The sequence below is a fragment of the Kitasatospora sp. NPDC048298 genome, from assembly GCF_043201465.1.
Taxonomy (GTDB): Bacteria; Actinomycetota; Actinomycetes; order Streptomycetales; family Streptomycetaceae; genus Kitasatospora.
This window is the reverse complement of record NZ_JBICYZ010000003.1, coordinates 327,393-343,537: the sequence shown is the minus strand read 5'-3', so window position 1 is coordinate 343,537 and position 16,145 is coordinate 327,393. Positions and strand designations below refer to the sequence as shown.

Annotated in this window: 4 protein-coding genes; 1 reads left to right on the top strand and 3 read right to left on the bottom strand. The window is 73.1% G+C overall.

Annotation, left to right across the window (positions count from 1 at the left end; translation table 11 throughout):
• The 3 genes from ACGF0D_RS04310 to ACGF0D_RS04300 all read right to left on the bottom strand — a co-directional run.
• The coding region (locus ACGF0D_RS04310) for a type I polyketide synthase (protein ID WP_392913925.1) at window positions 1–2,124 on the bottom strand (2,124 nt) is incomplete at its 3' end.
• A 72-nt stretch (window positions 2,125–2,196) separates the two neighbouring features.
• Window positions 2,197–6,948 carry a type I polyketide synthase gene (locus ACGF0D_RS04305; protein WP_392913939.1) on the bottom strand — a complete coding sequence of 1,584 codons (4,752 nt, stop codon included), beginning with the start codon at window positions 6,946–6,948 and terminating at the stop codon, window positions 2,197–2,199.
• Entirely contained in the window at window positions 6,948–12,422 is a 5,475-nt protein-coding gene (locus tag ACGF0D_RS04300) for an SDR family NAD(P)-dependent oxidoreductase (RefSeq protein WP_392913924.1), read from the bottom strand. The genes ACGF0D_RS04305 and ACGF0D_RS04300 overlap by 1 nt, the downstream gene beginning before the upstream one ends.
• A 620-nt stretch (window positions 12,423–13,042) precedes the next feature.
• On the opposite strand from ACGF0D_RS04300, the gene ACGF0D_RS04295 reads away from it, so the two are divergent.
• Window positions 13,043–15,949, top strand: coding sequence for a helix-turn-helix transcriptional regulator (locus tag ACGF0D_RS04295; RefSeq protein ID WP_392913923.1), 2,907 nt, complete (start codon window positions 13,043–13,045; stop codon window positions 15,947–15,949).
• Window positions 15,950–16,145: the final 196 nt, after the last annotated feature.

Sequence of the window (16,145 nt, the reverse complement as noted above, 5' to 3'; positions counted from 1 at the left end):
CGGCCCGTTGACCGCCGCGATGCCGACCCCCTCGGTCAGCAACGGCAGCACCTCGGCCTCACTCGCCCGCACCGCCACCATCGCCCCACCGGCCGGCAGCGCCTGCATCAGCCGACCCCGAGCCGCCACCAACCGGCACGCGTCCGCCAGCGACAGCACCCCGGCCACATGCGCGGCCGCCACCTCACCGATCGAATGCCCCGCCAGGAAGTCCGGCACCACACCCCAGGACTCCAACAACCGGAACAGCGCCACCTCGAAAGCGAAGAGGGCGGACTGGGTGACGGCGGTCTGGTCCAGCGGCTCGGCGTCGGCACCGAAGACCAGGTCCTTGAGGCCGCCGTCGAAGTGAGTGCAGACCTCGTCGAAGACCTGCCGGAACGTCTCGAACTCCTGGTACAACTCCCGGCCCATACCCGGGCGTTGCGAGCCCTGGCCGGTGAACAGGAAGGCCGTCAGCCCCTTGACGGTACGACCCTGGAGCACCCCGGGCGCACCCTCGGCCAGCGCGTTCAGGCCGCCGCGCAGTTGTTCGCGGTCCCGGCCGAGCACCACGGCCCGGTACTGCTGGGCGGTCCTGGTGGTGGCCAGCGAGAAGCCGGCGTCCACCGGGTCCAGCGTGTCCGCCACAGCGGCCAGCCGCCGCGCCTGCTCGCGCAGGGCCTCGGGGGTGCGCCCGGAGAGCAGCCACGGGATGGTCGAGGGCGCACTGCCCGGCTCGCGCTCGGCGGCCTCCTCCAGGGGGGCCTGCTCGATGATGGTGTGCGCGTTGGTGCCGCTCGCGCCGAAGGAGGAGATCCCGGCCCGGCGCGGCCGCTCGACCTCGGGCCAGGCCCGGGCCTCGGTCAGCAGCCGGACCTCACCCGCCGACCAGTCCACCTTGCCGGAGGGCTCGTCCACGTGCAGGGTCTTGGGCAGCACACCGTGGCGCATCGCCTGCACCATCTTGATCACCCCGGCCACACCGGCCGCCGCCTGGGTGTGACCGATGTTCGACTTGACCGACCCCAACCACAACGGCCGATCCGCCGAACGGCCCTGACCGTAAGTGGCCAGCAGCGCCTGCGCCTCGATCGGGTCGCCCAGCGTGGTACCGGTACCGTGCGCCTCGACCACGTCGACATCGGCGGCCGACAGCCCCGCGCTCGCCAGCGCCTGACGGATCACCCGCTGCTGGGACGGCCCGTTGGGCGCGGTCAGCCCGTTGGAGGCACCGTCCTGGTTCACCGCGGAGCCACGGATGACGGCCAGCACCCGGTGCCCGTTGCGCCGGGCGTCCGAGAGCCGCTCCAGCAGCAGCATCCCGGCGCCCTCACCCCAGCCGGTGCCGTCCGCCCCGTCGGCGAAGGACTTGCACCGGCCGTCCGGGGAGAGCCCGCGTTGACGGCTGAAGGCGATGAACGCTCCCGGGGTGGACATCACCGAGACACCGCCGGCCATCGCCAGCGTGCACTCGCGCTGGCGCAGCGCCTGCACCGCCAGGTGCAGCGCGACCAGGGCCGAGGAGCACGCGGTGTCGATGGTGACCGCGGGCCCCTCGGTGCCGAGGGTGTAGGAGATCCGGCCGGCCATCACCGCCGCCAGCACGCCGGTGCCGAGCGCCGCCTCGGGGTCCTTCGGCAGCTTCGCCAGCACGTCGCGGTAGTCCTGGCCGTTGGTGCCCGCGAACACCCCGATCCGGGCGCCGCGTACCGAGTCCGGCGCGATGCCGCCGCGTTCCAGCGCCTCCCAGGCCACCTCAAGGAGCAGCCGCTGCTGGGGGTCCATCAGCAGCGCCTCGCGCGGCGAGATGCCGAAGAAGTCCGGCTCGAAGTCGGCGGCCCCGTGCAGGAAACCGCCCCGCAGCACATAGCTCTTGCCGGACGCGTCCGGATCGGGGTCGTAGAGCGCGGCGCCGTCCCAGCCCCGGTTGTCCGGGAAGTCCGTGACGGCATCGGTGCCCTCGTCGACCAGCCGCCAGAGCTCCTCGGGAGTGCTGACGCCACCGGGGAACCGGCAGCTCATCGCCACGATGGCGATGGGCTCCTTCTCCTCGGTCTCCACGTCGCGCAGCCGCTGCCGGGTCTGGGCCAGATCAGCGGTGACCCTCTTGAGATAGTCGAGCAGCTTGTCATCGTTGGTCATCGAGTGTCGCCACTTCTGTGCGGAAGATTCAGCCTGGCGTGCGGGGCGGGGGCGGCGGTCGTGCTCACGTCGTCACGCCGTGCCGAGCTCGTTGTCGATGAAGGCGAAGACGTCGTCGGCGGAGGCGTTCTCCAGCCGCCCTGCGACCGACTCGCCGCCGGCCGCGGACAGGGTCTCGGTCAGCCCGTTGAGCATCGCCTGCAGGCGGGCCGTGAACCGGCCCTGCTCGATCTCCTCGACCTTCAGCTCGCCGAACGCGGCCTCCAGCCGGTCGAGTTCGGCCAGCAGCAGGTCGGCCGAGGAGCCGTCCTCGCCCTCGCCCAGCTCGGTTCCGAGGTGCTCGGCCAACGCGGCGGGCGTCGCGTAGTCGAAGACCAGCGTGGCCGGCAGGGCCACTCCGGCGGCGGTGCTGAGCCGGTTGCGCAGGTCCACCGAGGTCAGCGAGTCGAAGCCGAGGTCGCGGAAGGCGGTGCTGGGATCGATCCCGCCGGCCGCGCCGTAGCCGAGCACGGTGGCGGCCTGGGTGCAGACCAGGTCCACCAGGGCGCGCTTGCGCTCGCCGCCGGTCAGGGCGGCCAGCTTCTGGGCGAAGCCGTCGGGGACCGCGTTGTCACCGCCGCCGGCCGCCGCCAGTCCCTGGACCTCGGGCAGGTCGGCCAGCAGCGGGCTGGGCCGGGCGGCGCCGAAGGCGGGCGCGAACCTGGTCCAGTCCACGTCGGCCACGGTCAGCGTGGTCTCGCCGCTCTCCAGCGCCCGGCGCAGCGCGGTCAGCGCCTGGTCGGGGTTCATCGCCGAGATGCCGAGGTTGCGGCCCGCGTCACGCACGGCGCCGTGGTCGGCCATGCCGCCGCCACCCCACAGTCCCCAGGCGATCGAGGAGGCCGCCAGGCCCTCGCCGCGCCGGTACTCGGCCAGCGCGTCCAGGAAGGCGTTGGCGGCCGCGTAGTTGGCCTGCCCGGCGCCGCCGACGGTGGCGGTGAGCGAGGAGAACAGGATGAACGCCGACAGGTCCAGCTCCGCGGTGAGCTCGTGCAGGTTCAGGGCGGCCTGCGCCTTGGGCCGCAGCACCGTGGCGAAGCGCTCGGGGGTGAGCGCGTCCAGCACGCCGTCGTCCAGCACGCCGGCCAGGTGGATCACGGCGGTCAGCGGATGCTCGGCCGGGACGGTGGCCAGCAGCGCGGCCAGGCTCTCGCGGTCGGCCGCGTCGCAGGCGGCGAAGGTGACCTTGGTGCCGGTCGCGGCCAGCTCCTGCCGCAGTTCGGCGGCGCCGGGCGCCGCCTCGCCACGGCGGCTGGTGAGCAGCAGGTGCTCCGCACCCTGCTCGGCCAGCCAGCTCGCCACCCGGGCACCGACCGCGCCGGTGGCGCCGGTGACCAGCACCGTGCCGGTGGGCTGCCACGGGGCACCGGGCCGCACCGGCGCGTGCTCCAGGCGGCGGGCGAACAGGCCGGGCTCGCGCAGGATCAGCTGGTCCTCGTCGCCGTAGGCGGTGAGCGCGGTGGCGAGTCGGGCCAGGGTGAGCGGGCCGAGCTCGGCGGGCAGGTCGAGCAGGCCACCCCAGCGCTCGGGGTGCTCCAGCGCGGCCACCCGGCCCAGGCCCCAGACCTCGGCCTGGCTGAATCCGCTCGGGCGGGCCGAGGACTCGTGGGCCATCGCGTCCCGGGTGACGGCCCACAGCCCGGCCTCGATGCCGGCGTCGCCGAGTGCCTGGATCAGCGCGGCGGTCACGGCGGCCCGGGTGTCGAGCGCCAGCAGGGAGAGAACGCCGTCCACCGCACCGTGACCATCGAGCAGTTCGGCCAGGGCGGTGCGCTGCTGCGCGGCCGTGGGCACGGCGAGCAGCTCGACCTGGTGGCCGCGCTCGCGCAGCGCGGTCAGCGCGGCCTCGACCCACGGGTCCTGGGCCAGGGCCTCGGAGACCACGGCCAGCCAGCGGAACGCGGCGGCGCGGTCCTCGGAGCCGGGCAGCATCCGCCAGCCGACGCGGTAACGCCAGCCGTCCACCGTGGCGTTGGCCTGCCGCTGGTCGTACCAGGAGGCCAGCGCCGGAATCAGCGCGGCCACGGGGGCCTGGTCGTCCACGCCGAGGGTGGCGGCGACCGCGGCCACGTCCTGCTCCCGGACCAGCTCCCAGAACTCGCCGCCCCCGTCGCCGCCGCGGCCCGGGGCAGTGGCCGCCGTGATGGACGGGGCGTTCTCCCAGTGCCGGTCGCGCCGGAAGGGGTAGGTCGGCAGGTCCACCACGCGGGCGCCGGTGAACAGCGCCGACCAGTCCGGGCTCAGGCCGCTGACGTGCAGTCGGCCGAGCGCCGTCAGCAGCGCCTTGGCCTCGGCCTGGTCCCGACGCTGGGTGGCGACCACCTCGGCCACGATGTCCTGGGACATGCCGGTGAGCACCGAGTCTGGGCCCACCTCCAGCAGCCGGGTGACGCCCTCGGCGGCCAGGGTGCGTACACCGTCGTGGAACCGGACGGCCTCGCGTACGTGGCGCACCCAGTAGTCGGGCGAGGTCAGCTCGTCGGCGAGCGATCCGGTCAGGTTGGAGACGACCGGCAGCTGCGGCTGGTGGAACTCCAGCTTGTCGAGCACGGCCCGGAAGGACTCCAGCATGTCGTCCATCCGGTGCGAGTGGAACGCGTGCGAGACCTTCAGCCTGGTGGTCTTCTCGAACCGGGCGGCAACCGCGAGCACCGCCTCCTCGTCGCCCGAGACGACCACCGCGCGCTCGCCGTTGACCGCGGCGAGGTCGGCGCCCTCGGTGAGCAGCGGGGCGACCTCGGCCTCGCCGGCCCGGATGGCGACCATCGCGCCGCCGGTGGGCAGCGCCTGCATCAGCCGGCCGCGCGCGGCGACCAGGGTGACGGCGTCGCTCAGCGAGAGCACACCGGCGACATGGGCGGCGACCACCTCGCCGATCGAGTGCCCGCCGAGCAGGTCGGGGCGGATGCCCCAGGACTCCAGCAGGCGGTAGAGCGCGACCTCGAAGGCGAAGATGCCGGCCTGGGTGAAGACGGTCTGGTTCAGCAGCTCGGACTCGGTGTCCAGCACCACCTCACGCAGCGGCCGCTCCAGGTGCTGGTCGAACTCGGCGCAGATCTCGTCGAAGGCACGGGCGAACCCGGGGAAGCTCTCGATCAGTTCGCGCCCCATGCCGGGGCGCTGGGAGCCCTGGCCGGAGAAGACCACGGCGAGCTTGCCGGGGCCGGCGGCGACCTGCGGCAGCTCCCGGCCCTCGGCCAGCGCGCGCAGCCCCTCCAGCAGTTCGGCGCGGTCGTGGCCGACCACCGCGGCGCGGTGGGTGAGCAGGGCGCGGGTGGTGGCCAGCGAGAAGCCGACGTCCAGCACATCGAGGTCACCGGCCGCGGCGATCAGCCGGTTCGCCTGGTCCTTGACGGCCTCGGCGGTCTTGGCGGAGAGCACCCAGGGCACGGCCGGCAGTTCGGCGCGCGGCGCCCGCTCCGCCTCCTCCTCGGCCGGGGCCTCCTCCAGGATGGTGTGGGCGTTGGTGCCGCTGATCCCGAAGCCGGAGATGGCGGCGCGGCGCGGCTGGCCGTCGCTCTCCCACGGCCGGGACTCGGTGAGCAGTTCGACGTCGCCCGCCGTCCAGTCCACCTTGGTGGTGGGGTTCTCGGAGTGCAGCGACTTGGGCAGCACCCCGTGGCGCATCGCCATGACCATCTTGATCACGCCCGCCACGCCGGCGGCGGCCTGCGGGTGGCCCATGTTGGACTTGATCGAGCCCAGCCACATCGGCCGGCCCTCGGGCCGGTTCTGCCCGTAGGCGGCGATGACCGCCTGGGCCTCGATCGGGTCGCCGAGCTTGGTGCCGGTGCCGTGCGCCTCCACCACGTCGATCTGGTTCGGCGACAACTGGGCGTCGGCCAGCGCCGACTGGATCACCCGAATCTGGGCCGGGCCGCTGGGCGCGGTCAGGCCGTTGGAGGCGCCGTCCTGGTTGATCGCGCTGCCCCGGATCACCGCGAGCACCCGGTGCCCCTTGCGCCGGGCGTCCGAGAGCCGCTCCACCAGCAGCACACCCGCGCCCTCCGACCAGGCGGCGCCGTCCGCGTCCTCGGAGAAGGACTTGCAGCGCCCGTCGGCCGACAGCGCCCGCCGCTCGCTGAACTCGATGAACATCTCGGGGCTGGCCATCACCGCGGCACCGCCGACCAGGGCGAACTCGCACTCGCCGCGGCGCAGCGACTGGGTCGCCTGGTGCAGGGCCACCAGCGATGCGGAGCACGCGGTGTCCATGGTGACCGCGGGTCCCTCAAGGCCCAGCGTGTAGGCGATCCGGCCCGAGACGATGCTGCCGGAGATGGTGCCGCCCACGTAGTCGTGGTGCATCAGGCCGACGAAGACGCCGGTCCGGGTGCCCTTCATCGACTGCGGGTCGATCCCGGCCCGCTCGAAAGCCTCCCAGGAGGTCTCAAGCAGCATCCGCTGCTGCGGGTCGGTGCCGGGCGCGTCCTTGGGGCTGATGCCGAAGAACGCGGGGTCGCACTCGGCGGCGTCGTGCAGGAAGCCGCCCTGGCGCACGTAGCTCTTACCGGGCTTGCCGACCTCGGGGTCGTAGAGGTTCTCCACGTCCCACCCGCGGTCCACCGGGAAGCCGGAGATCACGTCGGCGCCTTCGCTGACGATCCGCCAGAGGTCCTCGGGCGAGCGGATGCCGCCGGGGTAGCGGCAGGCCATCCCGATGATCGCGATCGGCTCGCGGTTGAGCTCCTCCAGCTCGCGCACCCGGCGGCGGGTGCGCTCCAGCTCGCTGGTGGCCCGCTTCAGGTAGTCGCGGAGCCTGTCGACGTTGGCCGGGTCTACCATCACTGGACTCCAGATTCGTTGTCGATCGTCGCGAAGAGTTCTTCGTCGGTGGCGGTGTCGAAGTCGTCCGGCGCCTCGCCGCCCGCGCTGTGGGTGTCACGCCAGGTCCGCAGCAGCGCTTCGAGGCGCGCGGTGATCCGGGCGTGTGAACCGTCCTGGTCCGGCAGTGCGGTCAGCGCGACTTCGAGCCGGTCGACCTCGGCGACCATCAGCCGGGCCTGGTCGGCCGGGCCGGGGACGAGTTCGGCCTTGAGGTAGGCGGTCAGGACGGCCGGTGCCGGCTGGTCGAAGACCAGGGTGGCGGGCAGCGAGAGGCCGGTGGCCGTCCCGAGCAGGTTGCGCAGTTCGACCGCCGCCAGCGAGTCGAAGCCCATCTCCTGGAACGCCTTGTTCGGGTCGAGCGCCTGGGCCGAGGTGTGGCCGAGTACGGCGGCCACCCCGGTGAGCACCAACTCCAGCAGCAGGCGGTCGCGATCGGCGTCCGGCAGCGGGGCGAGGCGCTCCCGCCAGCCGCTCTGCGCATCGGCGCGGGAGGTGCCCGCGGCGCCGGCGGCGCGGCGCGAGGCGCCGCGGACCAGTCCGCGCAGCAGCGTCGGGACGCCGTCGGTCCTGGCCCGCACCGCGGCGACGTCCAGTCGCATCGGCACCACGAGGGCGTCCTCGGCGGCCAGGGCGGCGTCGAACAGCTCCAGGCCCTGGGCGGCGGGCAGCGGTGGCAGGCCCATCCGGTGCATCCGCTCCAGATCGGCGGCGTCCACCTGGTCGGCCAGGCCGCCGACCTCGGACCACAGGCCCCAGGCCATCGAGACGGCGGGCAGCCCGACGGCCCTGCGGTGGGCCGCGAGGCCGTCCAGGAAGGCATTGGCGGCCGCGTAGTTGGACTGGCCGCCACCGACCAGCAGGCCGGCGGTGGAGGAGAACAGCACGAAGGCGCTGAGCTCGCGGTCCTGCGTGAGTTCGTGCAGGTTCCAGGCGGCGTCCACCTTGGGCCGCAGCACCCGCTCGACCTGCTCGGGGCTGAGCGCGGCGAGCATCCCGTTGTCGACCACGCCGGCCGAGTGCACCACGGCGCCGACCTGGTAGCGGCCCAGCAGCTCCGCGAGTTGGCCGCGGTCGGCCGCGTCGCAGCTCGCCAGCGCGACCTCGGCGCCGAGCCCTTCGAGCTCGGCCCTCAGCTCGGCCGCGCCGGGGGTGTCCGCGCCACGCCGACTCGTCAGCAGCAGCCGCCGGACGCCGTGGGAGCCCGCGAGGTGACGGGCGATCAGCTGTCCCAGACCGCCGAGGCCGCCGGTGATCAGCACGTACGCCTCGGGGTCGAACTTCGGCGGCTGCGCCGGATTCGCCCTGGCGAGCCTGGGCACCGACAGCTCCCCCTCGCGCACCGCGACCTCGGGCTCGCCGCAGGCCAGCGCGGCGGCCAGGCCCGCAGTGCCGTCGCTGTCCACCAGCAGGAAGCGACCGGGGTTCTCCGACTCGGCGGCCCGCACCAGTCCGGCCAGCGGCGCGTGGGCGAGCTCACCGGCCCGGATCACCACCGCCAGCCGGGAGTGGTCGAAGCGCCGGTCGGCGAGGAAGGCCCCGAGGACGGCGAAGGTCTCGCCGACACTCCCGTGCACCGCGGCGGGCACCTCACCGGCGACCGTGGCCGCCGGCAGGACGATCAGGCTCGGCGCTGCCTCGATCGACGCCAGGTCCGGGTGGACCGGCACGCCGAGAGCGAGGTCGTCGGGGCCGCAGACCACGACGTCCGCGGGCAGGGCTTCGGCCGTGGCGGGGTCGAGCGGAACCTGCTCCAGGCGGAAGAGCGACTCCCCCGGGCCGGCGGCCAGTTGCCCCGCCGAGACCGGGCGGGCCACCAGCGTGCGAACGGTGGCCACCGGCGCGCCGGTGCCGTCCGCGACCGCCAGCGAGACTGCGTCCTGGCCGGCCTTGGCGACGTGCAGCCGCAACTCACCGGCCCCGCCGGCGTGCAGGGAGACCCCGCCCCAGCTGAACGGCAGCACCGCCTGGCCGTCACCCAGGTCGATCAGGTTGACGTGCAGGGCCGCGTCCAACAGCGCCGGGTGCAGACCGAAGGCGGCGGCCGTGGCCCGGGCACGGTCGGGCAGGGCGGCCTCGGCGAACAGGTCCTCGCCGCGCCGCCACGCCGCGCGCAGTCCCTGGAACACCTCGCCGTAGCCGTAGCCGACCCCGATGAGCCTGGGATAGAGCTCGCCCAGCTCAACGGGTTCGGCCCCTTCGGGCGGCCAGACCCGTAGGTCGAACTGCGGCTCCTCGGCGGCGCTGGTGAGCAGTCCGCCGGCGTTCTGACTCCACGGAGCGTCCGGCGCGTCCGCGGGCCGGGAGTACACCGCGACCGTGCGCCGCCCGGCGTCCTCGGCGCCGACCGCGACCTGCACCGCCACCGCGCCCTGCTCCGGCAAGGTCAGCGGCGCCTGGAGCGTCAACTCCTCCAGCAGGGCGCAGCCGACCCGGTCGCCGGCCTGGATCGCCAGCTCCACCAGGGCCGTACCGGGCAGCAGCACCGTGCCGTGCACGGCGTGGTCGGCCAGCCAGGGCTGGGCTGAGCGGGAGAGCCGCCCGGTCAGCACCAGCCCGCCCGAATCGGGCAGTTCGGTCGCCGCGGCCAGCAGCGGGTGCTCGACGGGGAGCTGACCGAGGCCGCTCGGGTCGCCGCCGGCGGCGGTGGCCTCCAGCCAGAGCCTGGTGCGCTGGAACGGGTAGAGCGGCAGGTCGACCCGGTTCGGGCGACGGCCTTCGAAGAGTGCGGCCCAGTCGACCGGCACGCCGTCGGCGTGCAACCGCCCCAGGCCGCCCAGCAGCTCCCTCGTCTCGGCCGAGTCGCGGCGCATGGTCGCGGCGGCCGCCAGGTCACCGTCGAGGCAGTCCTGCGCCATAGCGGTCAGCACCGCGTCCGGTCCCAGTTCCAGGAGCCTGCGCACGCCCAGGGCCGCAAGCGCGCGCAGCGCCGGCTCGAACCGCACGGGTCGGCGGACGTGGTCGACCCAGTAGTCCGGCGAGCCGAGCTCCTCGGCGCCGGCCAGGGCGCCGGTCAGGGTGGAGACGATCGGGATGCCCGGCGCGCCGTAGGACTGCGCCTTGGCGACGAGGGCGAACTCGGCCTGCATCGGCTCCATCAGCGGGGAGTGGAAGGCGTGCGAGACGGTCAGGCGGGTGCTCTTCTCGAACCGGGCGGCGAGCGCCAGCACCGCCTCCTCCTCGCCCGAGACCACCACCGAGCGCGGCCCGTTGACCGCGGCCAGGCCCACCCGCTCGCAGAGCAGCGGCAGCACCTCGGCCTCAGTGGCCCGGATCGCCACCATCGCGCCACCCGCGGGCAGCCGGCTCATCAGGCCGCCGCGCGCCAGCACCATGGCGGCCGCGCCCTCCAGCGACAGCACGCCGGAGACGTGCGCGGCGGCCAGCTCGCCGACCGAGTGGCCGACCAGGTAGTCGGGGCACACGCCCAGCGACTCCACGAGTCTGAAGAGTGCCACCTCGACGGCGAAGATCGCCGCCTGGGCGTAGTCGGTGCGGTTCAGCAGCTGCGGCTCCGCCTCGATCACCCGGGCAAGCGGGATCTCCAGCTCCGGGTCCAGCAAGGCGGATACCTCGTCGAAGGCGGCCGCGAAGACCGGGAACGCCCGGTACAGCTCCCGCCCCATGCCAAGGCGCTGGGAGCCCTGCCCAGTGAAGAGGAACGCCAGCTTCCCGTTACCGACCGCGGTGCCCGCAGCCAGGGCCAGGGCTGCCAGCAGCTCCTCGGTGGAGCCGCCGACGGCCACCGCACGGTGCTCCCAGGAGGAGCGGGCGCAGGCCAGCGAGAAGGCCACCTCGGCAGGGTCCAGCTCGGGGCGGGCCTCGACCCAGGCGTGCAGCCGGCCCTTCTGCTCGGCAAGCGCCTCGGGGGTGCGCGCCGACAGGAGCCACGGGACGGCGTCCAGTCGCGGTGCGGGGGTCACCGCCGGGGCCTCGGCGCTCTGCGGCTCGGCGACCTGCGCCTGGCTCTTCGCGGTCTCCGCCTCGTCCTGCGCCCCGGTCCGCGGCTCGCTGTCCGCCTCGGTCTGCGGTTCGAGCGCCGGGGCCTGTTCGAGGACCACGTGCGCGTTGGTGCCGCTGATCCCGAACGAGGAGACCGCCGCCCGCCGGGGCCTTCCGCTCTCGGGCCACTCCTGGGCCTCGGTCAGCAGCCGAACCTCGCCCGCCGTCCAGTCCACCTTGCTGGAGGGCTCGTCCACGTGCAGGGTCCTGGGCAGTTCGCCGTGCCGCATCGCCTGCACCATCTTGATCACCCCGGCCACGCCCGCGGCGGCCTGGGTGTGCCCGAGGTTGGACTTGATCGAGCCGAGCCACAGCGGCCGGCCCTCGGGCCGGTCCTGGCCGTAGGCCGCGAGCAGGGCCTGGGCCTCGATCGGGTCGCCCAGCGCGGTACCGGTGCCGTGCGCCTCGACCACGTCGACGTCCGCCGGGGAGACGCCGGCGCTCGCCAACGCCTGCTTGATCACCCGCTGCTGGGAGGGGCCGTTGGGTGCGGTGAGCCTGCTGCTGGCTCCGTCGGAGTTGATCGCGGTGCCCTTGACCACGGCCAGCACCCGGTGGCCGAGCCGCTGGGCGTCGGAGAGCCGCTCGACCAGCAGCATGCCCGCGCCCTCGCCCCAGCCGGTGCCGTCGGCACCCTCGGCGAAGGCCTTGCAGCGGCCGTCGGGGGCCAGGCCGCGCTGCCGGCTGAAGTCGATGAAGGTCTCGGGGGTGGACATCACGGTCACCCCGCCCGCCAGCGCCAGCGTGCACTCGCCCGACTGCAGCGCCTTGACCGCCCAGTGCAGTGCCACCAGCGAGGACGAGCAGGCCGTGTCGACGGTGACGGCGGGCCCTTCCAGGCCGAAGGTGTAGGCCACCCGGCCCGAGGCCACGCTGGCGGCACTGCCGTTGGCCAGATAGCCGTCGAGGTCGTCCGGCACCGAGAGCAGCCGGGTCGCGTAGTCGTTGTACATGACGCCGACGAAGACGCCGGTACGAGAGCCGCGCAGCGCCGCGGGGACGATGCCGGCGTCCTCGAAGGCCTCGTGGGAGGTCTCCAGGAGCAGCCGCTGCTGCGGATCCATCGCCAGCGCCTCGCGCGGCGAGATGCCGAAGAAGTCCGGGTCGAAGTCGGCGGCGTCGTGCAGGAAGGCACCGGTCCGGGCGTAGGTCTTGCCCGCCCGCGCGGGGTCAGGGTCGTACAGTGACTCGACGTCCCAGCCCCGGTCGGCCGGGAAGTCCGACACCGCGTCGGCACCGGCGGCCACCAGGTCCCACAGTTGCTCGGGCGTGGCGACCCCGCCGGGATACCGGCAGGCCATCCCCACGATCGCGATCGGCTCGTGCGCGCGGTACTCCGACTCGCGCAGCCTGCGCCGCGTCTCGCGCAGATCCGAAGTGGTTCGCCTGAGATAGTCGAGCAGTCGGTCCTCGTTGTTCGCCAACGCAGTCATCCGATCGGGATCGAAGCCTTCGGAAACGCGGGATCCCGGCTCGTCGGTCCATGTCCCCGCCTTTGGGAGGCTAGGGATCAGGGGGTGTCGGGGTCACCCCCTACTGCCCCCTGGAGCGAACCGGCCCCCACTTTCCGAAGCATGTCGATTGCCGCGCCGATTGGCCCGCCGACATGGCGGCCACCACCAGCGGACCTGCGCGGATCGCCCGCCGCCGACCAGTCGGCGAGACCGATGTTGACAACGCTGGTGAACCAAACATAACGTCAAGTCGGCTCTGGGGAAGGGGAAGAGTTCCCCTGAGCAGCCACAAGTCCACGATCGACCCGGAGCATCCGGGCAAGCCCGCCCGACCCCGGGAGGTCTGGACCAGTCCGAGACAACAGTGCCATCTCTGCCGCCCACGCCACGCGAAACGCCGACGGGGCAGGCAATTCCAATGATGGCAGCAGGCGACTTTCTGCTGTAGAGAAGATTTCACTTCCGCGTTTCCAGCAATTGTCGTCGCACAGCGAAGATATTGCCCAAGGGGATCCATAAGGGTGGGCGTCCCCGGTAAAGTCTTTCGCGGATTCAATTCAAGAACAATGGCCTCGGGGGTGGCCATTACGGGGGAGGTCATGGTGCGCCTATTCGAGCGCCATCGAGAACTTGAGACCCTGCGCGACGCGTTCGCCGAGTGCGTCGCCGGAGCGGGGCAGCTTGTCATCGTCACCGGCGGCCCGGGGGTCGGAAAGACCAAGCTGCTCCACGAGTTCGCAAACGCCGCGGGCAAGACCGGCGCCGGGCTGCTGACCACCCTCGGCTCCCCTCAGAAGCGGGCCCAGCCGATGAGCGCCATCCGGGAACTCCTGCACAGCGGCGAGCTCCCGACGGATGTTCTGGAAGGCTTATTACAGCCTGACACCGAAGTCAACTCAGCGTCAGGTGCCGGATACCGAACGGCATCGGGTCGACTGGACCACGGCGGCACACAATACGCCCCGGAAACCCTGCTCCAAGCCGTGTCCGCACCGATCTTGGAGTTAGCCAGAGAACGTCCCCTGGCCATCGTCATCGACGACGCCCACCTCCTGGACACCCAGTCCCTTCAGACCCTGCTGTACCTCCTGCGGCGGATCAGGAACAAGCGGATCACGGTGGTCTGTGCCGGCTGGGAGCAGTGCGCGCTGCCGAACCCGCTCATCCACGACGGCCTCAGCCGCCAACCACACCACCGGGTCCGGCTGGCGCCACTGTCCGAGCAGGGCGTGGCCCGGATGCTCGCCGCCCAGGCCAACCGGTCGGTGCCCGCCGAGATCAGCGCCACCTACCACCAGGTGACCGGCGGAAACCCCATGCTGATGCACGCCCTCCTGGACGACGGCACCCAGTTCGGCACCGAACTCGGTGAGCCCGTGCCGAGCATCGCCTACCGGCACGCGGTGCTGGCCTTCCTCTACCGAGGCGAGCCCAGACACCTCTCCGTCGCCAGGGCGCTGGCCGCGCTCGGCGACCACGCCAACGCCCGGACCGCCGCGCTGCTGCTGTCGGCCGGCCCTGACGCGGTGCAGGTCGTGGTCGACGTGCTGAGCTCCACCGGCCTGCTCGACGGCTACCGCTTCCGCCTGCCCGCCGCCGCCAACGCGGTGTTGAGCGACCTCGATCCCCGCGAGCGCTCGCAGCTGCACGGCAGGGTCGCCCGACTGCTCTATCTGGACGGGGCGCCCGCACCCGTGGTGACCCACCACCTCATGGCCGCGGGCCGGGTCGACGAGCCCTGGGGCTTGTCGGTGCTGCGGCTGGCCTCCGAGCAGGCGCTGGCCGCGGACGACGTCGAACGGTCCACCGGCTACCTGCGCCTGGCCCTGCGCGAGTCCGCGGACGAGCAGGAACGGCACGCCCTCTCCACCGCGCTGGCGCGGGCGGAGTGGCGGGTGAACCCGGCCGCCGTGACCCCGCACCTCAATCCGCTCCACCGGCGCGTGCTGGGCGATGACCTGGAAGCGCGGGACGCGGCCACCGTGGTGCGGCACATGCTCTGGCAGGGCGAGACCGGCCTCGCCGACGAGGCCGTGACCGCGTTGGCCGCCTCGCTCGCCCCGGGCGACGCCCACGTGCTGGCCGAGGTGGAGTTCGTCCGGCACTGCTTCTTCGGCGTGCCCCAGGTCAGCCACCGCAGTGACCTCGCCAAGATGGCCACCCTGGAACAGGCCACCACGGGCAAGGTGAACACCCTGTGGGCCACGGTGGCCCTGCTGGTCGGTGGAAACGTCAGCGCCGCGTCGGTGGCGCAGGTGACCGAGGCCCTGTACAGCGACCAGGTCAGCGACCTGAAACTGGAACTGACGGCCACCTCTCTGCTGGTCATCGCCTTCACCGGCCAGGTCCAGACCGCGATCGAGGTCTGCGAGGCGCTGCTGAGCGACTCGGTGCGGCGCGGGTGGACCACCTGGCAGGCGCTGCTGCTCGGCATCCGAGCCGAGATCGCCCTGCTGCAGGGCGATCCGGGCACCGCGGAGGCCAAGGCCACCGAGGCGCTCGAACTGCTGCACTCCCAGGCCTGGGGTGTCCTGATCGGCCTGCCGCTGTCGACGGCGATCTCCGCCAACACGGCCATGGGCCGGCACGAGACCGCGGCGCAGCTGCTGCGGCGCAAGGTGCCGGACAGCATGTTCAACACCAGCTTCGGCGTGCAGTACCTGCGCGCCCGGGGACACCACTACCTGTCCACCGACCGGCCGTTCGCGGCGCTGAACGACTTCGAGACCTGCGGGCACCTGATGCGCGACCGCAGCCCCTCCCTGCAGCCGATGGTCCCCTGGCGCACCGACCTCGCCCAGGCCAACCTGCGGATCGGCAACACCCGGGTCGCCAAGGAGCTGGCGGAGGAGCAGGCCGGGCAGCGCCACCCACTGGGCACCCGCTCGCGGGCGATCGCCCTGCGGGTACTGGCCGGCACCAGCCAGCCGCGGCATCGCACCGCGCTGCTGCGCGAGTCGATCGACCTGCTGCAGGCCTGCGGCGACCGGCTGGAACTCGCGCTGGCCTTCGCCGACCTGTCCGCCACCTACTACGAGCTGGGCGACTACGCCAGAGCCCGCCTGATGGAGCGTCAAGCCGCCCAGGAGGCCGGCGACGGCGAGCCGCAGGCGGCGGCGGACGGCGGGATGTCGCAGAACGAACCGGTGCCCGCCGACTCCCCTGCCACCCCCTCGCCCGCCGCCGGCCCCGCAGCCACCCCGATTGCCGACCTCGCCTCGCTGCTCAGCGACGCGGAGAGCCGGGTCGCCGTCCTGGCCGCGCTCGGATACACCAACCGTGAGATCAGCGGCCGCATCCATGTGACGGTCAGCACGGTCGAACAGCACCTCACCCGCGTGTACCGGAAGTTGAACGTCGCCAGCCGCACCGAACTGCCGTCCAAGCTCCTGGAACGACAGATCACCGCGCTGCCCGAGCACCAGTCGGCCACCAATCACCGCCCTCGCCAGCGCGCCGTGGCCACCAAGGAACTCCCAGTGCTCTGGCGCCGGTTGGCGCTGTAAGGCCTGTTGGAAGGCCTGCTGCCCGGCGCCGAAGCCGCCGCGTCCGAACCGCCCCGCGGGCAGTCGGCGGCGGCTTTGGCGTTGGTGCATCGGGAGGGCTCCCTTCGGGTGTCGGGGTGGGCCGGGGATTCCGAGCCGCTCGTGCTGAGGCGGGCGGCCGGGAGGGCGGTGCCGGTGATGCCACCGGCACCGCCTC